The sequence below is a fragment of the Methylobacterium sp. HJ2 genome, from assembly GCF_056431005.1.
In genome coordinates, this window is sequence record NZ_JBWJYM010000017.1 from 1 (window position 1) to 18,974 (window position 18,974).

Below are 18,974 nucleotides of genomic sequence, written 5' to 3' on the forward strand. Positions count from 1 at the left end.
CGAGAGGTCGCTCGCGCGGCTGTCGAGGCCCTGCGAGGTGAAGAACGAGGTCGGGTTGTCGAGGGCCGAGTTGACCTTCTTGCCGGTCGACAGGCGGTTCTGGGTCGTCGACAGGAGGCTGGCGGTGTCCTGGGCGACGAGGAGGTTCTGCCGCGTGGCGGCCGAGAGGGTGATGCTGGACATCGAAGAGGTTCCGTTTCTACGGGAGAACACCGCCATTTTGCGGTTCTGCCTCTATGCGCCTCAGCCTCTTTCTACTTTCCTAAGCTGGTCTTCGACTCCGCCAAGTCGTTTCGAGATCGTTAACAAATCGCAGCTATCCCCGAAACGCAGTCTAGAAGGGATTGGCCATGGCTCTCCGTATCACGCTCAAGCCGTATGAGCGGCTAATCATCAACGGCGCTTCGATCAGAAATGGTAGCAAGAACAGCGACTTCCTCGTCGAGTCACAGTGCAAGTTTCTCCGCGAGAGCCAGATTATCCACGAGAGCGAAGCTGACACAGCTTGTAAGAAGCTGTGCGTGACATTGCAGGTCATCTATCTTTCTGATGATCCGACAGAGGCTGAAAATCTCTTTTTCTGCCAAGCAGTCGAAATCATGAAGATGATGCCGAGCGCGGCACCGTTCATGGTTGAAATGCAGAATGCCCTTGCAGAGAAGCATCTGCATAAGGCGATCAAGGTTGGTAAGAGATTGATTGATCACGAGGCAGAGCTTCTCGCTGCTCGCAATGCGGATACGATAGCTGCTTAGAGTCGCGCAGAACCTGCCGGCAGGTGATCGTGCTACCGGCAGAGCAAGTATCCGCCTACGCTGTCCACATCGCATTCGATTTGTAGGAGAGAGCGACCACGAGGGGTCCATGGCGCGTTAACCATGTTGGCCTAGTTCTCGCAGGTGCGCGGGTACACGGATTTCTAGCCGTGCGCGTATAGATGCCCCACTTCGATTGAGGCAGGTTCTCAGAGACGGCGGAGGATTAGAGGATGACAATTCAGTCGCTCTTTATCAAGCATCCTTCGTCCCTCGGAGAGACTTACACTGAACACATGCAGGCTTCTCTGAGCTACGCGGTGCCGCTTCTTGGGGCGTCGATCGCGGCCTTCGTTCATGCGATCTTCCCGTTCCTGTTTACGACGACGGCAAGTGCAACGGTGAAGCACCTCTATCATCGTATGACGCGGCGATGCTCAACATGCCCTTCAGGTCGTCTCCATCGGCCTGATCTGTTCGTGCATCAGGCAGCTAACATCCCCTCTGAACCAAGCTTCATCTATGAGATCTGAGCATCGATAAGTCCCTCAGACTTTCGAGCGCAACCTGCGCAATCCAAGCGTCGGCTGAGCCGTCGTCGGTCGGGTTGGCGCGGATCTCGTCGGCCAGCAGCAGACAGGCGCGGTGCAGGTGCCAGAGTGTCGCGAGACGGGACGCCTCCGCCCGCGGGATGTGGCCGCCGCCTCGGTAGTCGGTTTTCTCGTGTTCGGGTTCGGGCGGGTCGAAGGCCGCGCTGGCATTGACACCTATCCTGGCGTGCGACCGCCTTCAAACGGCATAGGGGAGCGGGTTCTATAGGAGCGACACGATGTCGGGTCCCGATCTCGAACACGCCGCGCGCATCATCGCAGACAACGTGCTGTCGGCCTTTGAACGTGGACGCAATGAGGAAACCGATCTCTCCGACGACGAGCGCGCGATGGTCGTGGCCGGTCTGATGCGCGAGCTGCTGGCGGTGCTGCCCACGGGATCCGGCGATACGCTTGCCGCCGCCTGCAATCGCTACCTTGCGATCCTAGCCGAGTGCGGATTGCGTGGTCCATGGGTTGAAACCGTGGACCCCGACGACGGGTCCGTAACGATGCAGTCGGCCTAAAAGGGACCGCTATCGCGCGCGTGCGCGAAGCCCGCGAGTCGGGAGCGCTGTTTTGGGGCTCTAAAGCATCAAAAGTGGCATGAAGGCAGTGCTTTAGCCGATCGAGTCCGCCTGCCTTCTAAAGGGACACAGCAGACTGCTCCCCGTCCTGAGTACGATAAGGGAGACTTATCGAACCCACGACCTCGCTCAGCGCCGCCGAAACCGCTCAGAGGCAAACCCAGTCCGTGGCATCGCTGAACAGGCTGTCAGCCTCCTTGGCCAGATGTAGGGTCCTGATCCGATCAGGCAGTGCCTCGAAGAGTGAGCGCAGGGCAGCCTCAACGACCGACCACTCGCTTGTTGGCGCAGCCTCGCGAAGGGCGAGCAGGCGACAAACCGCCCCCGACTGGTGAACATTCCAGTCCAACCGGGCGGTCCCACCCTCAAGCAAGGCAGCTCGCATCTCACGACCGTTCGCATAGCCGAGGGCCCGGGCCTGCCCCTCGGCAAGGGCCTCACTCTCGTGCAAGCCTCCAAGGTGGTAGGCGATCAGCACGATCAGCAATCGCGTGTAGGGCGCGAGGACGGACGAGCGGACCGCAGACTTGCTACGGTCCGCTTCCAACTGCGTCAGGCGCTTCTCAAGGGTGACCGTCATACCGCCGCCTCGGTCGGGTTGGCGCCATAGAGCGTCAGCAGACGCAGCATGCCCGGAGGAGCGGTCGTCCAGTCCCATTCCGGCCAATCCTGCCCTGCCCGCACCTTGGCTGCCGCGTACGCGTCCAGCACCGCGAAGGCAGGGCCGTTCGGCCCGTCTGCATGCCGGGAGGCGAGCGCCGCATCGGCATAGGCGACCCGCTCGGCCCATTCGGCAGGCGCCGTCTCCGCAGCCGCGCTCATGCTTGGTGCGTCGTCGTAGCCGAGGGCACGGGCCACACCGTCCGCAAGGCTATCCGCCCGGCTCGACGGACGCGGGAAGCCACCGAACGTGCAGGCCAGCCCGTACATCCAGGCCGTAGCCAGATCCCGGGATGGCCCTGGAACCGCCTCAGCCTTCGCCTGAGCGCCTTCGAGCTTCGCGAGGCGGTCTACCAGCCTAACGGTCATCGTCCGACTCCCGCGCTGTCCAGGATGAAGGTGATCGATAGGGGTGCATTGCTCGGCAACGGCCACGCCGGTTCGGAGCGGGCGCGCTCGGCCTCCGTCACCACGGATGGGTTCAAGTCTCTCAGGGGGGCGCAGCCATCGGCCTTATGGGCGCCGAGGTTCATGACGAGGACGCTATCCTCGTCGTGAATGGCGTGGCCGCAGCTTCGGAGGAAGGAGATGGAGTCGCTGAGAGGCGCCCCCTGCGGAGCCTCGATCCGAAAGGCCAAGTGCCTGCCGGTCCCTGCCGGGGCTCTCGCCGCTTCGAGCCGGTCCAGTCGATCCTGCATCCGCATCACCGCCGTCCTCCCGCTGCCTGTTCCAGCGCGGCGATGCGCGCGGCGAAGTCCACGGCCTCGATGGCCTTCACGTGGGCATCCACGAGCTTGCTCAGCTCGGCCGCCTCTGACGGGGTGATCTCGCCGGCCGCCACACCCTCCATCAGGGCGCGCGTGGCCTTGGTGAGATCGGCAGTGGTGTCGATGGCTGGCAGGGGGAAGGTGATCGGGCGGTCCTTCCGGACCGGGGAGAGCCGGTCGAGGCAGAGCCGCATGGCAACCGTATCCCCCTCCAGCGCCATCTCCACGGCGCGCCGGGTCAGGGCCTCGGCCTCGCCATCCAGAATGGCCTCCATCGCCAGGGTGGTGCGGTTGCGGGTGCCCTTGGCCTTGCCGGCCGGGTTCCCGCTCTGACCCGCCTGAAACGGCCTACCTGCGCCCGGCATGATGACGCCTCCTCAAGCCGGGATCGGCTGCATGTGCAGCCTGTATGCAATGGGCGTCATGTCCATCAGTGGGAGATCGATCGCCTTCCCATCCGCCATGCCGACGACGATCCGGACGAGGTTGAGAGCGGTGTCATGGATCTGGTGGCCTTGCGTCCGGAGGAAGCCGAGGGCTGCGGCGCCGGAGAGCCCGACCGGCCCCTGAACCAGGAAGCGGCACACGGGGCGAGGCGCCCTGACGGATGTCGCATCCTCCAGGCGGCCGAGGCGACGATACAGATCGGCTGTGGTTCCTGTCGAATTCATCGGTAACTCTGTAGGTTCGATATCAGATCATTAACACATGACGGCGCGCTTCGCACTATGGAGCGTCTGTTTTGATCTCTTCCGATGCTGAAACGCTTTTGGTTTCGAGCATCACTACGGACAATCCTTCCGCGAAGCCTCGAAGCGCCGCAGCGGCGGCCTGCTGGCGGACGGCGCGGCCCTGGGCTTGCGCTTGGACAGCATCGGCTGCGGATAGAGCCATCTGACGGGCGGTTTCGATGCCGGTGCAGAAGGCTGCGGTTTCGGCTGGTGTCATTGTGCGGTCTCCTGTCGGTGGAGGCTAGCGAAGCTCGCTAGGACGTGCCGACGATCTAGGCCGGCGAGGCGATCCAGGGCCGCGAGTGCGCGGGGCAGGGCGGCTAGCGCGTGCTGAGCCTGGCGCTGATCTGAGGACAATCGGCGCCTTGCCAGCCGCTTCAGGCGCACCGGATCCAGCTCTGCGATGGTCGAGATAAGTCGCTTGAATGTGTCTTGCTGCGCATAGGAGGCTTCGCATATCGTTCTGCGTGTCTTCGAGGTGCCAACATGAGACATGGACCGTTTAAGCGGCGGCGTTCGTTGACTTCTCTCTTTGTCAGCCTGACGCTTGTTGTAATCGGGGCCAATAGCGCAATTGCCCGTCGTGGCGGTTCGCCAAATCCCATGTCGGAATGGCATCAGGACGGCGATACGATCGATGTATCGGACAATCACGGCGGATCGGTCTCTCAATACGACAGCCTCTGGTCCGAGTTGGCGGCAAAAGGTACCAAGGTCCGGGTTGTCGGCAATTGCCAATCCGCCTGCACGACCCTGCTCAGCCACGTCCCAAGAGGGCGGATCTGCGTGACGCCCGAAGCGGCGTTTGGCTTCCACCGCGCTCATCTAGAGAGCGGTACCGCAATCATGTGGAACGGCTATCCGGCCGATATTCGTGCATGGATTGAACGACAGGGCGGTCTGTCCGCTGAGTTCAAGTGGATGCGCGCTCCTGATACCTATCGCTACTTCAAGCACTGTTAGGTCAGCAGGGCACGGGCCAACGGTGCGCGGGACAAGAAGGGACCGAGCTGTCTTTGGTAGGCCGCGCAGCCAAGCAAGGCGCTCGGCCGGCTCGATGTCGTCCGCGAGCGGGCCCCAACGGTCGGCGGCGGGGATCATTCTGCGGCCTCCATTGCGGGTTGGCGCTCGGCTGCGCGGCTGGCCTGGATCAATGCGAGGCGGCCAGCGAACAGAGCGGGGAAGCGGATCGGCGCCGAGGCGGACGGGGCGGTCGCCCGCACGATCTCGGCGGGCCTGCCGCCGCGGTGCATGGAGGCGGGCTGGCGCTCGGCCACGAGGCTGTAGCGGGCGGCAAGGTCGGGATCGTAGTCGGCGGCTCGGAGCAGCAACACCGGGGCTGCGCGCGTGGTCGGCGCAGCGGCTTCCCTCGGGCCCTCGGCCTCCTCGACCTTCACCCACTCCAAGGCGCCGATGCGGTCGGAGAGCCAGGTCTTCAGGTCGGCCGGAGCGTTCGGCAGCAGGATGGCGCGGGCAGGCTGGAACCGGCCGAGGCGCTTGTAGGACGCGCATCTGACGCTGGTTGTAACGTCTATATTTATCCCCCTTAAGGACGTTACAACCAACGTCGGAAGGGCCATCTCCCGCGCCGCCTGCCGGGTCGGCGCCGCCTCGGGGAAGCAAGCCATGATGTCGGCCGCGCTTTCCAGCAGCACCCCCTCTGAGGACATTTCGGCCCAAGCCCCAGGTTTGGCGTCGTTCCAGGCCGGCGTCTCGTCCACGCTGATCGGCAACGGCACGTCGTTGATGATGTCGAGGAAGGCCGGCGCGGCCGGGCCTCGGCGCAGAGCGCGCAGCCGGCCGATGGCTTGGATCAACCCGGCCTCGGTGATCTGCCAGCGCAGGGCCTCCACCGTCACGTCGGGGTGGCTGACACATTCGACGGCCACGCCGCGCCCATCCGCAAGGCGGATCGCCCCCTTGGTCCGCGAGTACCACCGCGCGCCCTGCGCGTTCGCTTGGATGGCTCCGGGAACGGTCCCCGTGACGATGCCGGCCAATGGCTCCGTGATCCCGGGGCCGGGTTGCAGCCGGCCGACACAGATCAGGCCGGCGGCGCTCGCCCAACGGTCGATGCCGGCGACGGCTCCGAAATGGGCAGTCTCGACGTTCTCGGGCAGACCGATGCCTTTCAGCCGCTCGATGAGGCGCATGGGCGCGATCACGACGACGATGCGAGGCCAGACCAGGGCGGCGCGCAGGCGGATCAGGCGGAGCAGATCGGTAACAACCCGCTTCGGTGCTCTGGGCGGGGCGTCGTCGCCCTCCGCCGCATCGTCGGCCGCGCCATCGATGATGCCGAGTTTCCGCGCCGTCACGGGCGCATCAAGGATCTGGCGAACCTTCACGTGCGGGCTCCATCTGGCGGTGATGTCGGCTTTCACCTCGACGCGGTGGCCCATGACGGGCTCAAGCAATGGGGCGTGGGGGAGGGTGGCGTCGATGAGCAGCGCGGGCGCAAGCCAGGTGTCGCGCACGCTGTCGAGGCTCCGCCGCTCCAAGACCCGCGCCTCGGCTTCCTCGTCGTAGCGCAGGGCCAACCGCCCGGAGGCTTCGGCGCCGCTGGCGAGGAAAGCTCGCAGCTCGTTCCAGAGCCCGGCCAGCAGCTTCGCCTCCGTGTTGTGCTGCCCGACCGCGGCAGCGAGCGCTTTCCGTGCCTTCGGCTCCATGCCAGGCGTGATGCCGGGATCCCGCAGGCGCCCCCATTCGAGCGAGTAGGCGGCAGCCGCAGCCGCAGCGGTGATGGCGTGCCGCAGTAGGATCCCGCGCTGGATGGGGCCGTCGTCTCTGTGGTCGCGCAGGGCGCGCAGCAGGTTCCCACGCGCCGCGTCTAGGTCGTTGGCGTAGTCGGTGAAGATCGGGGCCTTGTCGGACGGATCGACCGGCGCGCGCTCGATTGCATCGAGGGACAGGCGCGCCGGCTTGTCGGGGAGCGCCCCCATCGTCATGCCCTCGTCAATTATCAGGGCGTCGGGCGCCGGGATCGCTTCGGGCTTGGCGTGGAACAGCAGGGCATGAGGCACGAGCCAAACCGGCGCGGTGGCTTGGCGCTGCCGCTCCATCCCGCAACGGTGGTGGAACGGGCACAGGTGCTTTTGGCCCTCGACCTTCCTCTCGCATACCGTCGAGGGGATCGCGCGCACCGCGGCTTTCGCATCCTCGACCGCCGGGAGGTCCAGGCACATCGCAAGATCGGGGGCATCTGGATCCGGGCTGCCGTACCCGCGATAGACCCGTGCCTCGACCCCTTCGGCCGCGAACCGCTCGGCAAGCTCGGTCAGCAGCGAGTGCATCGGGGCGGCGTAGACGATGCTGACACCGGCCTTTGCCGCAGCCGAAGCCGCCTTGATGGCTTGGGCCGTCTTGCCGATCGCGGTCTCGACCCGGGCGCCCCACGACACCAGCACCGGCCTGACAGGCTCATCCGGGGCCTCGGTTCTCTCGCTCTCGGCCTCCTTGGTGTCCTTCTTCCAAGCCTCGTGCGCGATCTTCCAAGCGTCGCGCTCGGCGCACCACGCCGGGACGTGCGTTCCGAAGAATGCTGACACGATGGCGCGCGTCTCGGCCTCGGCCTCTGCGACCGTCCTGCGCCGGTCGGAGTAAGTCGGCTCGACGGTCTCGCCGCTCTCCGCAGGCTCGGGGTCAAGGCTGACAAGCCCGCGGTGAACCCGGTCTAGGAGAGCTGCGGCCTTGTCCCAGGCTGCCCGCGGCGCCCAACGCCCATCATCGAGGACAGTAGAGGCGGCGAACGCTTCCCAGGCCCGATCCGCGAGCGCGGCGACCGTGATCTCGGCCCCTTCCGCCTTCATCGACAGCGCGGCTGAATACACGGTGCGGGTTAGATGGATCTCGCGGCCGTCCACCACTCGGCCGTCCGCATCGCGCACGACCTTGCCGCCACCGAACGCGCCTGCTGCCCCGCCCTTGCCCTTCCGCCCGCCCGTGCTGTTCAACTCCACGATGCCGCGGAGTCGGAACAGGAACTCGTCAACCTGCGCCCGCGTGATCTCGGGCGCCTCGTCCGGCCCGGCCGTCAACGGGCTCTCGGCGCCGATCCAGGCGTAGGGCTTCAGCGTCTTATGGTGGACGCCGAAGGCGACGAACTGCGTGCCTTGGCTCAGGATGTCGAGGCCGTCGCCAGAGCCGTCCGCGGTCTTCAGGTGAACGCTCGGCATCGCCTCGGCGGCGCGGTAGATCAACGCCACCTTGGGGGCCTGCCCCTGCCGAACGAACGGGGTTTCTCCAAGCACTTCGACGGCAAGGGCCGCGACGCGCTCGGCCAAGGCCGCGTCGGTCGCGAAGTCCGCATCGACGGCGACGACGGATCCGCAGCCGATGCCGGTGCCGGGCCACTTGCGCTCCTTCGGCTCCCAATCCCTCAGGTCGGCCGCAGTGGTCTCGGGTCCCTCGAATTGGGCGCGCTGCTGCCAACCCTTGATCCCGGGTGCCTTGCCCCGCGACGAGTGCCCCCCGTCGTGCGAGTGGATCGGCAGAACGCTCCCCCACCCCATCCGCGCGAGCTGCGCGCGGATCTGGGTCGGGGTCAGGCCCGCAACACCAGAGGGTGGAGGAGGCGGGACCGTCACGCGGTGTGCGGTCCTATCGGCGGCGCCGCACGCCAGAGCGCGGCGGGGACAGGTTGAACGGTGATATCCTGCGGGGTCAGGCGGACGTAGGCGGCCCGGGCGGTCGCCTCGGGGAAATCCGTCTCGTCGCAGTTGAGGGCGAACCCGATGGCCCGGTGAACGCCGCCGTGCGACAGCCGCCGGAGGGCGCAGAAGGCGCGCACGCGGGGATCAGCCGGGCGGGCCATGGCGCCGAGCTTGGTTCGGGCCTCCTCGATCTCGGCGCGTCCTGCGAGCCGCAGCCGGTAACCCCGGCCGGGATGCCGCTCGAAAAACCGCAGATCGGCGGCCAGGATGTCCCAGAGCGGGGATGACGGCACGGAGCGGGGCGATGCGGCGTCGCTCATGCCGCGCCCCCAGGCTCACCCTCAGGGAACAGGCGGTTGAGGGCCACCGCAACGCGATGCCCCTCGGCCACGGCCTCGGCGTAGGTGGCAAACTCGCCGTGCATCCCGGCCGAGCCACCCGAGGCCGATACGTCCACGACCTGAAACCCCTCGACGGGGTTGCCGATGATGTAGACCTCGCCTTCGGGCGGGCTTTTATGAACCGGTTGGCTGACCGGCATGCGGGTCCGCGGGCGGAGGGAGACGATGTTGCTCACGCGCGCCGCCCTCCCTGTTGAGCGGGCCGCAGTTCCTCGGCCATCTCGGAGGCAGTCTTCAGTGCCGCAGCCGCGCACCGGATCGAATAGGCGAGCCCGCGGGCATCCCCGAGAGCGGCGAATTCCGAAGCAGTGCGGGCGTAGGTCTCGGCCGTGGCGGTCGCCTCGGCCACGGCATCGAACACGAGGCCGAAGTCCGGCGCGCTAGGCGCCGGGGTCGGGGTGATGCGGGGCGCCATTATCGCGACGCCCCCGACCAGTGATCGGCCTTCCCGAAGGCGAGTTCCGCAACCGCGGCGGCCGTAGCCGCCGGCAACCCGAAGCGTCGGGCTATGAATAGATCTTGTCGAAAGGGACGAACCGCCGTAAATCTCTCAACGCTAGCCGCCACAGCAGCATTCGAGAGCCCTGCGTTCGCCCCGCGCGTCGCGGGGTTTCTCATTTCCAGGTCCTGTTGCTGAGCGCCGGCCGCATCGGCGCCGTGTAGGCGGCCAGCGGGGCGAGCCCCGCCGATTGCGGGGTCAGGCGGCAATCGGCTCCGAGCCGGCGGCGGCCGCACGGAGCGGCAGGCCCAGCATCTCGCGCAGTTTCGCGGTGGGCACGCGGCGTTGGCCAGCGATCTTGAACGTCGGCAGCGACCCGTCCTTCGCGGCCTTATAGGCAGCGTTCTTGCCAACCCCCAGCACTCGGCCCGCTAGCATCACGTCCACCGTGGGCTGCGTCAGCACCTGGAGAATATCCTCGTTCATAGCGCGCTCCGGTAAGGCGCAATAATTTTATTGCAGGAGCGAGAATATGGGGCTCTCACGGATTGTCAATTAGCTGCTATGGGATTATGGGAGCTAAATTGACCGGATGAGGGAAGTCCATGACCGAGAATGAAAAAAAATCCACAGGCCGCCGGGGGCGCCCGCCTTCAAAGACGCCCCTGCCCAAGCGAGTGAACGTCATGTTTCGGCTGACCGAGATGACGCGGGCCAAGTTGATGCTGCTCGCCGAGGAAGCTGGGCGGTCTATGTCGGAAGAGTTGGAGTTCCGGACGGAGCAGAGCATTAACAAGGATGTCCGACTTTACGCCTTAACCAATATGATCGGCGGCAAGGATATGCTCATGTTCGCCGCCCTTTCGTCCGGAGACCTCCATCTCGCCATTAAGAGCGCTGACGAGAACGTCGACTCTCTGAAATTCTGGTGCGACGATCCGCAGAAGATCGAACACGTGAAAAAACACATGACCGACGTGATCGGCAGGCAAATTGATACCTTTGCCAGCCTCGTCCGTACCGGGACCGCCGCTCGGAGCGGAGAGCACGCCCTAGAGGAGCGCGATGGCTTTCAAGCCATGAAACCAGATCAAGTCACAGACGCTATATTAGAGGCTTATAAGTTCAAAAAAGGCAATTTTGGGTAAAATGATGCATCTTTATCTATTGCGATCTATGCAATATTAGCGCAAGACTGAATTATTATTTTGGCTTATGGTGTGATCCGGTCAAGTTGGATCGTTCATGTCCGTCAAATGCCCGTCGCATCTCTACATCCGGATTGACCGCCCCTTGCAGGCCGACCTTCTCTCGGCTGCATCGGCTGCTGGGCAGAGCGTGAGCGCCTACGCCCGCGGGCTGCTCCAATCCAGCCTCGCTCAAGGCGGCGCGGGCCAGCAGAAGACGGCGGCCGGCGCCCGGAGGCGCGGCGAATGACGCGGCAATATCTCCGCTCACTCTCGATCAGCTTGAACGACGGCGCGCGGGTGATCCGCTACCACGTCGATCCGCGAACGGGCGACGACGGCCTGCGCATCCGGTTCCAGTGCCGACAGTTCGTGTCGAGCACGCCCGCGCACATCGTCGTGCAGATCACGAACCTGTCGCAGCAGAGCATCACAAAGTTCCAGAAGGAGTATAAGAAGATCTCGCTCAGTGCCGGATACGGCGACAATGAAGGGTTGTTGTTCCGGGGCGAGATCATCCAGTGCCGGACCTACCGCGAGGACGTGGCGGACGTCATCACCGAGATCACCGCGACCAGCGGGGAGAAAGCCCGCAACTATGCGGTGGTGAATAAGGCTCTGGCCGCAGGGCACACCCACGACGACCGGGTGAAGATCGCCACCGACGCTTTCGAGCAGTTCGGCATCGAGATGGGGCACATCGACAGCCTCGGCACGACCAAGTTCCCACTGCATCCCCTGGCGAGCCTCGGCAGCTCTCATCAGCCTGTCCGTAGGCCGCGATAAGCTCGCTTGAGGTCGGCGCCGCGAGCGCCGGACCAGTGGAAAGCAGGAGAAGGGCGAGAGCGGCGCTGCGCATGCCGGGAATGTGGGGCGAGCCTCGACGTTCGGCAAATGGCCTAGCTGCTACCGCCTCGGCCCAAGCGCAGGTTTGGGAGCAGAGTACGGCCTGCCGGCGCAGTAGCGCGGCACGTCGGCCCTGTCCCACCGGCAGGCCGAACCGATGCGGTCAATCGCGATGCTCGCCGAATGGTTTGTCGGCCTATCTGACTCGACTAACGTGAATATTCGAGTAGGTTGGCGGATCAGATTGGATTTGAGAAAGAGTCAATATCATGTACGTTATTGATGTACAGTTTACTGAAACAGTGAGACCGACACTAGGTCCATCGCCATCGCAAATCGTATTTTCGGCAGGCCCAGCAAGCCACGTCCACGAGCTACTGGAGTAACCAACACCAGCAGCGAAGCCCCATTCTTTTGCAACTATTCTACCAGCAAAGCACTCAATACCTGGAGCTATGGAAACAAAATCATTCGGACTCGACCAGAATTGCATCAAGCTAACGCCAGCCCCAGTTCCACCACCAACGCCGCTCAAGGTATATATTGCCCTAACCCAAGGCTTCTCTTTGCGGAAAATTGCAACGGCGCCTAAACTCAAATCTACCCCTGCACCAATCTCAAAATGCAGATTAGCAGTCGGCAGGCTTTGCAATACATAGGCATGCGCTATTCCTGCGCGTGTCCGTTTTGAGGCAGGCCAGCCGGGCTTAGCATAAGCACCGCTTTCTGAAGCGGGCTCCCCACCCAATGCCCCCCGGCGGAACATAGCCATTCTGAAGTCTCACTCTAAGCTTGACCGCTTGAGGCTACTTCAACATTTTGTGCCACGGAAGGGGATGCGTAGTTCGGTACGGTACCAGACCTTCGCGATCTTGAGAGTTTAAAAAAATCTATAAACAATAACTTGTCCCTAAGATCAAAACAGATCGGAATTATGGAAAAATATCTGACATGAAAATTAGAACTCACTGTTTTAAAATGATATGAGCGAATTATTTGATCGCACTAATCATCCCATGAATAGTACGTCTACCTAACGCAATGCATCCCGCTTAATGGCATCAATTACATGTCTTTACACACCAAAAATCCGCTGCCGCCATGGGCGCTAAAGCGCTTAAATCTGTTTCTTGGTGGTCCCCGAGTTTACAGCCGGAGTGACACCTGGAATAATTATCTGATAACACGCGGTCTTGTTGTAGAAACGAAAAAAAAGCTCGACGCTGGCAAATGCGAACTTGTAATTACCGACGCAGGCACACGACTAATTACATCGTGCTATCGCAAGATTTCAGAGCGAGATAGCTTTTTCCGTTCGGCCAGCGAACGTCTATGATCTGTACAGCGCAGTTTGCCTGTCGGGGCATCTGCGCAGGCTTCTGGAAGCTCGACGGCTAGCGGATCGCAACGAACACGTTGCACCATATAAACCACGCAGCGAGCAAGGTGATCTCCCGCAGCCGGCTTCAATGGTCGGCGTGACCTTTTCACGCCTGATATGCAGCCGGGGTGATAGGTCGCCGCGGACCCGTCTCAGCCGAATGAGCCCACGGCCGGGAGATCGGCTGACGACCGTGTGGAGCGGATGTTCAAGCGCACGCGCGGGAGCTTCGCGATGGCTTCGGCGTAACCGTCGCGGATCTCTGGCGGGACCAGCGGCAGGCCAAGCGTCTCGGGATTGGGGATGCGAGCGCCGGAGCGGGTGCGGAGGTCTGACATGCCCCAGAAAACTGCCGAGCCAACCTTTTGTTGCAGCGCGATGGTCTTTGGTGCGACGCAACACAAACCGACTGCATCTGAGATAGGTCGCCCCGCCGGCGCGGGTGCGATCCTGCCGGCGGGGCTCACCACCAGCCAACAGGTCACGATGGCGGCGGCACCTGACTGGATGATGCGATGGGCTGGTTAAGAGAGCCTTCACCGTATCCGCACGGGATTGGGATCGCGCTGATAGGGCAATCCGTTACCTGCTCAGCGTAGGAACTCCGGCATGTCTCTCACCATCCTCGACCCGATCAGCGGCAAGCTGGTCACGATCAGCCTGCCAGTGCCCCGACCGCGCTGACCGGCCGGTAGCGCTCCCGCTGCATCCATGGCCATCTCAACCAGGAGGTCCTGCGCCTCCGCAAGTTGGGCGCGCAACTCCGCGTTCTCGATCGAAACGGCCAGGATCAGGATTGCGGTGTCATCGGCCATCGGTCTGAGATAGTTGAGGAGCTGCCGGCGTACCAGCATCAGCGCTCGTCAAACCCTACGAACCACATCGGTTTCATCAATACGTGATATTGATCCCATCTGTTTGAATGATGGTGCGGCGCAGCGCAAATATCCCCTCGACGCAGGGCCTCAGCCCTGAAAACTCAGAGGGATCAGGATCATGACCGTTCGCACCTTCGTACTCGCTACCCTTGCGGCTGTTACCATCACCGGGTCGGCGGCAGCGGACGAGCGCATCAACCTCACTCCGACGCTCTACCGCGATCAGGCCCGCGCCACGGCAGCCGTGCGCCCGGCGTCCGAGCTGATGACCACCCCGCGCCTCGTGCCGGCCGCGCCGGCCAATCCGCGCATCGTCGCCGAGGCAGCGGCTCGCTAACCGAGACCTGACGGGTGGCCGTCTACCATCCGACTGCGCCTTGGGGAGCATCCTTTCCGAGGCGCAGCCGAGTGCCAGACTGTCTCTAGGCAGCTGCCGCAGGCCGCCATATGGTCGCGCTTAGGCCGACCCTCCCGGATCCAGCCCATGCCGATCCGGCGCGAGCACCGCTTCTTCTACCCTATCGACTGGCCCCAGCTCTCCGCCGTGATCCGCTTCCAGCGCGCAGGCGGGCGCTGCGAGGCATGCGGGCGTCCACATGGTCAGACCATCTGGCACCTAGGCGACGGCCGCTGGTGGGACAGAGAGGCGAGCACCTGGCGCGATAGGGCGGGGCAGATCGTCTGTCTCGCGGTCGGTTCCGACGACGTGCTCGGGTCCATACGGACGACGCGTGTGGTTCTGGCCGCCGCTCACCGCAACCACGACACGGCCAACAACACCAGTGCCAACCTCGCGGCCTTCTGCCAGCGCTGTCACATGAACCACGATCGGTCTGAGCATCAGCGTCGCCGGTGGCGCACGCTGTTCCGGCGCAGGGCGTCAGGCGACCTGTTCCAGGGACCATATCCCCGGCCCTGAGTTCATGCTTGATAACCTGAGGGATGTTTGGGTCGAGCTACAGGCTGGTTGCGCGGCGTGCCTAGCCGAGAGGTGCCTTTGCACAAGCTCTGGCATAGTGCTCGTTGAGCCGGTCCCGTCCCTGCGGCCGAGGCGGCAACCGTTGCATGTCGATCGAACCAACGGCGCAACGGGCCGCCCTTATTTCTGCTGATCGCCTATGACTCGGACAGCATCTTTCCGAGCATCACCATCGAGGCGATCAGGGCCGCAACGACGCAGTTGATCAGCGCCCGGCTTGGGGCATCGGGGAAGACAAACAGCCACGTCGCCGCCGTGACGATCAGAACGATCAGGACGACGAGGGCGCTCAGGAAGAGCCGCGGCATCGGTCACCTCTTCGGGCCTTCTCATCGCTTACCCGGACGCGTTGCGGCGAGGCTACCTGACGACCTATAACCTTGGCGTCTCGGAGGCGGAGTGCGACGCTAGCGCTCGCGCCAGTCATTCCCTCATCCAGGGGATGCGAGGACGAACCTTAGCCGTATGATGGATACGCCGGCCGTTCCTGAGAGCGAACGGCGCTCGGTGCCGTTCCCACAAGCGCGGCACCCCGAGCTTCGATCCCACCTTGCCCGCCCGGCTCGCCGGCGCGGGCTTTTTGCAGCGTTGCAGAGCGCCAGGACCAACCTGAGCACCGCTTCTTAACTTGGGCCAGGTAGCCTCCCGCGCATTAGGGAGTGCCATGACCATTCGAGTGCGAGAGCACCGCGTTCGAGCCCAACTCACAAGCCGGGCAGACCTCGGCCAGGACGCAACCGGCTCGGTGATCTGCTTCCTGCGCGATCTCTCGCGCAACGGAGCCTGCCTCTCGTTCCCAAACACCACGGCAGTGCCGAAGCAGTTCGACCTGTTCCTGGAGCAAGGCGGAGGCGGCTACCGCGTCGAGACCAAGTGGCAGCAGGCTAACATGGTCGGCGTCCGCTTCATGGAGCCGCTGTCGGTTGGCGCGCAACCCCGACTAGAGGACCGTCTCGGCTTCAAGTTCAAGGAAGGTATGCCGCTGGCACCCGACGAGTGGTTCAAGCCGCCCCGTCCGAAGGCGGACGGTTCAGCGTCTCGATAGCCGCCCTCACCAAGGCTCGCGCCACCGCGCGAAGACCCGCGCCTCGTCATTCGCGAACTGCTCAATCGCGCTCCCGGGAGAACATCAGTTTTCCTGGGTTCAACATCTTACTAAAGTCCCTTACTACCCCGAATGAGGCTTTACGGCCTCTCGGGCACATGCATGATTGAGCTCGGCGATGATGGTCGAACGACCTACGAAATCATGCCAGCCGTCAAATAAAGACGGTCAGAAGGAGGGAACAATGACGCGGGCGCAGATTGCTGCGGCACTCCTATTGGGAACATGTGCCTCTGTACAAGCGGCAGACTTCCCAAAGGAAGGCACAGCTTCCTACACGACAAACTACGTCAACATCTCGTCTACTCCGATGAAGATGGGTGACCGCATGGTCGCCATTTACGAGTCAGCCGGTATCACCCGCAACGATGCGGGCGAGGGCCCGTTCAACGATATGGGCACGCGCTGCATTGGAATGCGGGAGGCCAATGGCAACGACGTTAGCAATCGCGGCAGCTGCACCGACACTGACAAAGACGGAGATCAGGTTTTCTCAACTTATGAAGCGAACGCAAAGAACGGACGCCATGTTTTCGTTGGTGGAACAGGGAAATACCAGGGCATATCGGGTTCCGCCGATTACACCTTCCAGGCTGTAAAAGTACCGGAAGGTGCGCGCCCGATGACGATTGTTCCGCATAAGGCAACGTGGAAGCTGCCTTGAATTGTAGGTTTTAAATCAAAAGGCTTGGTCGGCGACCCGTCGCACCTGCGTTGCCGGCCAAGCCCCGCCTCGCGGCGCCGGGATGCCGCGCGCGTTTAGCGCTGCGGGCCGCAAGCGCCATACGCAAACAACGCTGTGGCGCCTGCGACCTGATCCAACCGCCTGTCCTACTCGGCCTGCTCGGCGGCCTTCTTCGCCCGACCTCGACCCTTCGGCGCCTGAGGGGCAGGGTCGGCCGGCTCGTGCGCCGGATCAGGTGCCCCACGACCTAGCCCCAGCCCGATACTGTGCGCGAGCGAGGAGCGCTTCTGGGAGTAGCTTGGCGCAACCATTGGATAATCCGGCGGCAAGCCATAGCGTAGCCGATAGTCGCTCGGCGTCAGGCCGTATCGGCCCAGGTGGCGCTTCAGCACCTTGTACGATTTGCCGTCGATGAAGGAGATCAGTGCATCGCGCTTGATGCTTTTGCGGATCTCGGCTGCTGTCGGCCTTTCGAATGCCGGCTCCTCCACCTGATCAGGCTGCCGCAGATTACCGAGCGCGGCGTGGACGCTGCGGATCAGAGAAGACAACTCGGCGGGCTGAACACGGTTGTTCGTCAGGTAAGCCGACACAACTTCTACGGCGAGTTCGATATGCTCGACCTGTTGGTCGTTTGAAGCATTGTCCACGCTATCCCCCCAATGCATGCGCTACCTTTCTGCATACATATTGGCCAAGATAAATGAAGCCACTCCGCATTCCCTATCAACATTATTTGTACGGTTGGGTCTATGTCCTCCGCGAAGCCCGGCAGATCCGCATTGCGGAAGCGATCGCGCTAAGCGTGGTCCTCTGTTCCGACAGCACCTGGACGAGCATGAGCAGGCGGCGGGTGTTCGTCCCAGAGCCGGAGATCCGGTTCCTTGAGGAAGCCGGCCGCTGGCGCTCCTACTGCATCGACGCTCTAAGCCAAGCCTCAACGCAGAAGATGTTCACAAAGCGGATAGCGTTATCTCTGACCCAGCATAGGTTGGTTCAGGTTCCATACACCCGATCTAGGTAGGTTAGATAGCCGCTGACGCAACGCGGATCCTGGTTTCAGTAAGGCGTGTTCTTTCGCCTGTCGTAGAGGGCGAGAGTTATACCGTTGGCTTCAGAGACCCATTCCCTCAACCTGCTCGTTCGCAAGATCGAGCGCGTCACCGACCTCACTTCCAAAGAGCGCGAAGGGATCCTCAGCCTACCGAGTTCAACTCGCACTCACCGGCCTCGCCAGGACATCGTGCGCGACGGCAGCACTTCCTCTCACGTCTGCCTCATCGTGGAGGGCTGGGTCTGTCGCTACAAGGTGCTGAGTGAGGGCCGGCGCCAGATCCTGGCTATCCACATCCCCGGCGACGTGCCCGACCTGCACAGCCTGCACCTCCACACCATGGATTACGGCCTCGGCACGCTCACCCCAGCCGTCCTGTGCTTCATCCCGCACGAGGGCCTGCGCGATCTCACCGTCCGCTTCCCCACCATTGCGACACTCCTCTGGCGCGAGACGCTCATCGACGCGAGCATCTTCCGCGGCTGGATCACTAGCCTGGGCCGGCGCTCGGGCTACCAGCGCATGGCCCACCTGTTCTGCGAGCTGTACCTCAGGCTGCAGGCGGCCGGGCTTGCCGAGGCGCATCGCTGCTCGTTGTCCCTGATCCAGATCGACCTTGCCGACGCGCTCGGCCTCACCCCCGTTCACGTCAACCGCGTGCTGAAAAGGATGCGGGCCAATGGCTTGATCCGGCTGAAGAGTGGCGTCCTGGAGATCACCGCCTGGGATGAGCTGGTCCAGGCGGCCGAGTTCGATCCCACTTACCTGCAGTTTGGGGAGCAGGTCGCAGGCGCGAACGGCCATGTCCCGGCCTGAGTTTGTCAGCGGCTGGAGCCGGTCGGCTGACAGCTGTGCTCGGTATTTGGGAACCTTGCAGGCTGCGAACACATAGCGGCCCGGTTGATTGACCTATCCTCAACCTGCTTGCCCGAGGTGCTCAGTGGCGCGCTACACCATCGACACGGACGACGCGGCCTACTTCGTCCCCGGTGAGGACGGCATCGTCTTCGATTGCCCACACCAAGCCCGCGCAGAGGCGCACAAGACCCTGGGGGCCATGGTCAACGAGACCATGCCGGACGGCAACCGCCGGACGTACAGCGCGACCGTGCGGGACGAGCACGGGCAGGAGATCTACCGGGTGACGATGACGCTGGACGGTGGGTGGATGGGGGCACCTCCCCCGTGAGCTGGGAGCGAGATCGCTGCATCGACGTGATGAGCCAAGCCCCGATCCAGAGCGACGTGTATAAGGCGACGGGCGCCATCCTCGATGC

General features: G+C 63.4%; 27 protein-coding genes. 12 read left to right on the top strand and 15 right to left on the bottom strand.

Going from position 1 to position 18,974, the window contains the following annotated elements:
- On the bottom strand, nucleotides 1-183 hold a 183-nt coding region (locus ACS5RC_RS25495; RefSeq protein ID WP_478346728.1), incomplete at its 3' end, for a flagellin N-terminal helical domain-containing protein.
- A 167-nt stretch (nucleotides 184-350) separates the two neighbouring features.
- On the opposite strand from ACS5RC_RS25495, the gene ACS5RC_RS25500 reads away from it, so the two are divergent.
- The 3 genes from ACS5RC_RS25500 (at nucleotide 351) to ACS5RC_RS25510 (ending at nucleotide 1,872) form a co-directional block, all read left to right on the top strand.
- Complete coding sequence (locus ACS5RC_RS25500; RefSeq protein WP_478346729.1) at nucleotides 351-755, top strand: flagellar biosynthesis repressor FlbT; 405 nt, start codon at nucleotides 351-353, stop codon at nucleotides 753-755.
- A gap of 233 nt (nucleotides 756-988) precedes the next feature.
- Nucleotides 989-1,288 (top strand): DUF6356 family protein, encoded by a 300-nt coding sequence (locus tag ACS5RC_RS25505; protein WP_478346730.1) that lies wholly within the window; start codon nucleotides 989-991, stop codon nucleotides 1,286-1,288.
- Between the two features lie 296 nt (nucleotides 1,289-1,584).
- Complete coding sequence (locus ACS5RC_RS25510; RefSeq protein WP_478346731.1) at nucleotides 1,585-1,872, top strand: hypothetical protein; 288 nt, start codon at nucleotides 1,585-1,587, stop codon at nucleotides 1,870-1,872.
- A gap of 208 nt (nucleotides 1,873-2,080) precedes the next feature.
- On the opposite strand, the gene ACS5RC_RS25515 is transcribed toward ACS5RC_RS25510, so the two are convergent.
- The 5 genes from ACS5RC_RS25515 to ACS5RC_RS25535 all read right to left on the bottom strand — a co-directional run bounded on the left by ACS5RC_RS25515 (nucleotide 2,081) and on the right by ACS5RC_RS25535 (nucleotide 4,307).
- Nucleotides 2,081-2,512, bottom strand: a complete 432-nt coding sequence (locus ACS5RC_RS25515) for a hypothetical protein (RefSeq protein WP_478346732.1) — start codon at nucleotides 2,510-2,512, stop codon at nucleotides 2,081-2,083.
- Nucleotides 2,509-2,961, bottom strand: a complete 453-nt coding sequence (locus tag ACS5RC_RS25520; RefSeq protein WP_478346733.1) for a hypothetical protein — start codon at nucleotides 2,959-2,961, stop codon at nucleotides 2,509-2,511. The genes ACS5RC_RS25515 and ACS5RC_RS25520 overlap by 4 nt, the downstream gene beginning before the upstream one ends.
- Before the next feature lie 334 nt (nucleotides 2,962-3,295).
- A complete protein-coding gene (locus ACS5RC_RS25525) occupies nucleotides 3,296-3,724 on the bottom strand; it encodes a DUF5681 domain-containing protein (protein ID WP_478346734.1) in 429 nt (142 codons plus the stop codon).
- Between the two features lie 12 nt (nucleotides 3,725-3,736).
- Nucleotides 3,737-3,946 (bottom strand): hypothetical protein, encoded by a 210-nt coding sequence (locus ACS5RC_RS25530; protein WP_478346735.1) that lies wholly within the window; start codon nucleotides 3,944-3,946, stop codon nucleotides 3,737-3,739.
- 139 nt (nucleotides 3,947-4,085) lie between these two features.
- Complete coding sequence (locus ACS5RC_RS25535; RefSeq protein WP_478346736.1) at nucleotides 4,086-4,307, bottom strand: hypothetical protein; 222 nt, start codon at nucleotides 4,305-4,307, stop codon at nucleotides 4,086-4,088.
- A 269-nt stretch (nucleotides 4,308-4,576) separates the two neighbouring features.
- On the opposite strand from ACS5RC_RS25535, the gene ACS5RC_RS25540 reads away from it, so the two are divergent.
- Nucleotides 4,577-5,053, top strand: a complete 477-nt coding sequence (locus tag ACS5RC_RS25540; RefSeq protein WP_478346737.1) for a hypothetical protein — start codon at nucleotides 4,577-4,579, stop codon at nucleotides 5,051-5,053.
- 134 nt (nucleotides 5,054-5,187) lie between these two features.
- Here the strand turns inward: ACS5RC_RS25540 and ACS5RC_RS25545 are convergent, their stop codons facing one another.
- The 5 genes from ACS5RC_RS25545 to ACS5RC_RS25565 form a co-directional block, all read right to left on the bottom strand.
- Nucleotides 5,188-8,601 (bottom strand): bifunctional DNA primase/polymerase, encoded by a 3,414-nt coding sequence (locus ACS5RC_RS25545; RefSeq protein ID WP_478346780.1) that lies wholly within the window; start codon nucleotides 8,599-8,601, stop codon nucleotides 5,188-5,190.
- 71 nt (nucleotides 8,602-8,672) lie between these two features.
- Nucleotides 8,673-9,062, bottom strand: coding sequence for a hypothetical protein (locus ACS5RC_RS25550; protein ID WP_478346738.1), 390 nt, complete (start codon nucleotides 9,060-9,062; stop codon nucleotides 8,673-8,675).
- Nucleotides 9,059-9,319 carry a hypothetical protein gene (locus tag ACS5RC_RS25555; RefSeq protein WP_478346739.1) on the bottom strand — a complete coding sequence of 87 codons (261 nt, stop codon included), beginning with the start codon at nucleotides 9,317-9,319 and terminating at the stop codon, nucleotides 9,059-9,061. Before ACS5RC_RS25555 ends, ACS5RC_RS25550 begins: the two co-directional genes overlap by 4 nt.
- Entirely contained in the window at nucleotides 9,316-9,558 is a 243-nt protein-coding gene (locus tag ACS5RC_RS25560; protein ID WP_478346740.1) for a hypothetical protein, read from the bottom strand. Before ACS5RC_RS25560 ends, ACS5RC_RS25555 begins: the two co-directional genes overlap by 4 nt.
- Nucleotides 9,559-9,840: 282 nt before the next feature.
- Nucleotides 9,841-10,068, bottom strand: coding sequence for a helix-turn-helix domain-containing protein (locus tag ACS5RC_RS25565; protein WP_478346741.1), 228 nt, complete (start codon nucleotides 10,066-10,068; stop codon nucleotides 9,841-9,843).
- A 119-nt stretch (nucleotides 10,069-10,187) separates the two neighbouring features.
- Between ACS5RC_RS25565 and ACS5RC_RS25570 the strand changes: the two genes are divergently transcribed.
- On the top strand, nucleotides 10,188-10,730 hold the full coding sequence (locus tag ACS5RC_RS25570; protein WP_478346742.1) for a hypothetical protein: 543 nt from the start codon (nucleotides 10,188-10,190) through the stop codon (nucleotides 10,728-10,730).
- Between the two features lie 285 nt (nucleotides 10,731-11,015).
- On the top strand, nucleotides 11,016-11,555 hold the full coding sequence (locus ACS5RC_RS25575) for a hypothetical protein (protein WP_478346743.1): 540 nt from the start codon (nucleotides 11,016-11,018) through the stop codon (nucleotides 11,553-11,555).
- A gap of 256 nt (nucleotides 11,556-11,811) precedes the next feature.
- On the opposite strand, the gene ACS5RC_RS25580 is transcribed toward ACS5RC_RS25575, so the two are convergent.
- Together ACS5RC_RS25580 and ACS5RC_RS25585 are read right to left on the bottom strand one after the other, a co-directional pair.
- Entirely contained in the window at nucleotides 11,812-12,387 is a 576-nt protein-coding gene (locus ACS5RC_RS25580; RefSeq protein WP_478346744.1) for a hypothetical protein, read from the bottom strand.
- Nucleotides 12,388-13,586: 1,199 nt separating this feature from the next.
- A complete protein-coding gene (locus ACS5RC_RS25585) occupies nucleotides 13,587-13,850 on the bottom strand; it encodes a hypothetical protein (RefSeq protein ID WP_478346745.1) in 264 nt (87 codons plus the stop codon).
- Between the two features lie 142 nt (nucleotides 13,851-13,992).
- Here ACS5RC_RS25585 and ACS5RC_RS25590 point away from each other — a divergent pair, with 142 nt between their 5' ends.
- A complete protein-coding gene (locus ACS5RC_RS25590) occupies nucleotides 13,993-14,211 on the top strand; it encodes a hypothetical protein (RefSeq protein WP_478346746.1) in 219 nt (72 codons plus the stop codon).
- A 147-nt stretch (nucleotides 14,212-14,358) separates the two neighbouring features.
- Nucleotides 14,359-14,793 carry a hypothetical protein gene (locus tag ACS5RC_RS25595; RefSeq protein WP_478346747.1) on the top strand — a complete coding sequence of 145 codons (435 nt, stop codon included), beginning with the start codon at nucleotides 14,359-14,361 and terminating at the stop codon, nucleotides 14,791-14,793.
- A 197-nt stretch (nucleotides 14,794-14,990) separates the two neighbouring features.
- Here ACS5RC_RS25595 and ACS5RC_RS25600 read toward each other — a convergent pair whose 3' ends face one another.
- Nucleotides 14,991-15,161 carry a hypothetical protein gene (locus tag ACS5RC_RS25600; RefSeq protein WP_478346748.1) on the bottom strand — a complete coding sequence of 57 codons (171 nt, stop codon included), beginning with the start codon at nucleotides 15,159-15,161 and terminating at the stop codon, nucleotides 14,991-14,993.
- Nucleotides 15,162-15,517: 356 nt separating this feature from the next.
- Here ACS5RC_RS25600 and ACS5RC_RS25605 point away from each other — a divergent pair, with 356 nt between their 5' ends.
- Together ACS5RC_RS25605 and ACS5RC_RS25610 are read left to right on the top strand one after the other, a co-directional pair.
- Complete coding sequence (locus ACS5RC_RS25605) at nucleotides 15,518-15,898, top strand: PilZ domain-containing protein (protein WP_478346749.1); 381 nt, start codon at nucleotides 15,518-15,520, stop codon at nucleotides 15,896-15,898.
- Between the two features lie 244 nt (nucleotides 15,899-16,142).
- The gene (locus ACS5RC_RS25610; protein ID WP_478346750.1) at nucleotides 16,143-16,622 is read left to right on the top strand and encodes a hypothetical protein; all 480 of its coding nucleotides are present in this window, start codon (nucleotides 16,143-16,145) and stop codon (nucleotides 16,620-16,622) included.
- A gap of 167 nt (nucleotides 16,623-16,789) precedes the next feature.
- Here the strand turns inward: ACS5RC_RS25610 and ACS5RC_RS25615 are convergent, their stop codons facing one another.
- Nucleotides 16,790-17,311 carry a Ros/MucR family transcriptional regulator gene (locus ACS5RC_RS25615; RefSeq protein WP_478346751.1) on the bottom strand — a complete coding sequence of 174 codons (522 nt, stop codon included), beginning with the start codon at nucleotides 17,309-17,311 and terminating at the stop codon, nucleotides 16,790-16,792.
- 440 nt (nucleotides 17,312-17,751) lie between these two features.
- Between ACS5RC_RS25615 and ACS5RC_RS25620 the strand changes: the two genes are divergently transcribed.
- Nucleotides 17,752-18,513, top strand: coding sequence for a Crp/Fnr family transcriptional regulator (locus tag ACS5RC_RS25620; protein ID WP_478346752.1), 762 nt, complete (start codon nucleotides 17,752-17,754; stop codon nucleotides 18,511-18,513).
- A 124-nt stretch (nucleotides 18,514-18,637) separates the two neighbouring features.
- Nucleotides 18,638-18,886 carry a DUF6894 family protein gene (locus ACS5RC_RS25625; protein ID WP_478346753.1) on the top strand — a complete coding sequence of 83 codons (249 nt, stop codon included), beginning with the start codon at nucleotides 18,638-18,640 and terminating at the stop codon, nucleotides 18,884-18,886.
- Nucleotides 18,887-18,974: the final 88 nt, after the last annotated feature.

Coding starts and splice junctions, on each gene's coding strand:
- ACS5RC_RS25500 (WP_478346729.1), top strand. CDS start 351: ATGGCTCTCCGTATCACGCTCAAGCCGTATGAGCGGCTAATCATCAAC.
- ACS5RC_RS25505 (WP_478346730.1), top strand. CDS start 989: ATGACAATTCAGTCGCTCTTTATCAAGCATCCTTCGTCCCTCGGAGAG.
- ACS5RC_RS25510 (WP_478346731.1), top strand. CDS start 1,585: ATGTCGGGTCCCGATCTCGAACACGCCGCGCGCATCATCGCAGACAAC.
- ACS5RC_RS25515 (WP_478346732.1), bottom strand. CDS start 2,512: ATGACGGTCACCCTTGAGAAGCGCCTGACGCAGTTGGAAGCGGACCGT.
- ACS5RC_RS25520 (WP_478346733.1), bottom strand. CDS start 2,961: ATGACCGTTAGGCTGGTAGACCGCCTCGCGAAGCTCGAAGGCGCTCAG.
- ACS5RC_RS25525 (WP_478346734.1), bottom strand. CDS start 3,724: ATGCCGGGCGCAGGTAGGCCGTTTCAGGCGGGTCAGAGCGGGAACCCG.
- ACS5RC_RS25535 (WP_478346736.1), bottom strand. CDS start 4,307: ATGACACCAGCCGAAACCGCAGCCTTCTGCACCGGCATCGAAACCGCC.
- ACS5RC_RS25540 (WP_478346737.1), top strand. CDS start 4,577: ATGAGACATGGACCGTTTAAGCGGCGGCGTTCGTTGACTTCTCTCTTT.
- ACS5RC_RS25545 (WP_478346780.1), bottom strand. CDS start 8,601: ATGGGGTGGGGGAGCGTTCTGCCGATCCACTCGCACGACGGGGGGCAC.
- ACS5RC_RS25550 (WP_478346738.1), bottom strand. CDS start 9,062: ATGAGCGACGCCGCATCGCCCCGCTCCGTGCCGTCATCCCCGCTCTGG.
- ACS5RC_RS25560 (WP_478346740.1), bottom strand. CDS start 9,558: ATGGCGCCCCGCATCACCCCGACCCCGGCGCCTAGCGCGCCGGACTTC.
- ACS5RC_RS25565 (WP_478346741.1), bottom strand. CDS start 10,068: ATGAACGAGGATATTCTCCAGGTGCTGACGCAGCCCACGGTGGACGTG.
- ACS5RC_RS25570 (WP_478346742.1), top strand. CDS start 10,188: ATGACCGAGAATGAAAAAAAATCCACAGGCCGCCGGGGGCGCCCGCCT.
- ACS5RC_RS25575 (WP_478346743.1), top strand. CDS start 11,016: ATGACGCGGCAATATCTCCGCTCACTCTCGATCAGCTTGAACGACGGC.
- ACS5RC_RS25580 (WP_478346744.1), bottom strand. CDS start 12,387: ATGGCTATGTTCCGCCGGGGGGCATTGGGTGGGGAGCCCGCTTCAGAA.
- ACS5RC_RS25585 (WP_478346745.1), bottom strand. CDS start 13,850: ATGCTGGTACGCCGGCAGCTCCTCAACTATCTCAGACCGATGGCCGAT.
- ACS5RC_RS25590 (WP_478346746.1), top strand. CDS start 13,993: ATGACCGTTCGCACCTTCGTACTCGCTACCCTTGCGGCTGTTACCATC.
- ACS5RC_RS25595 (WP_478346747.1), top strand. CDS start 14,359: ATGCCGATCCGGCGCGAGCACCGCTTCTTCTACCCTATCGACTGGCCC.
- ACS5RC_RS25600 (WP_478346748.1), bottom strand. CDS start 15,161: ATGCCGCGGCTCTTCCTGAGCGCCCTCGTCGTCCTGATCGTTCTGATC.
- ACS5RC_RS25605 (WP_478346749.1), top strand. CDS start 15,518: ATGACCATTCGAGTGCGAGAGCACCGCGTTCGAGCCCAACTCACAAGC.
- ACS5RC_RS25610 (WP_478346750.1), top strand. CDS start 16,143: ATGACGCGGGCGCAGATTGCTGCGGCACTCCTATTGGGAACATGTGCC.
- ACS5RC_RS25615 (WP_478346751.1), bottom strand. CDS start 17,311: ATGCATTGGGGGGATAGCGTGGACAATGCTTCAAACGACCAACAGGTC.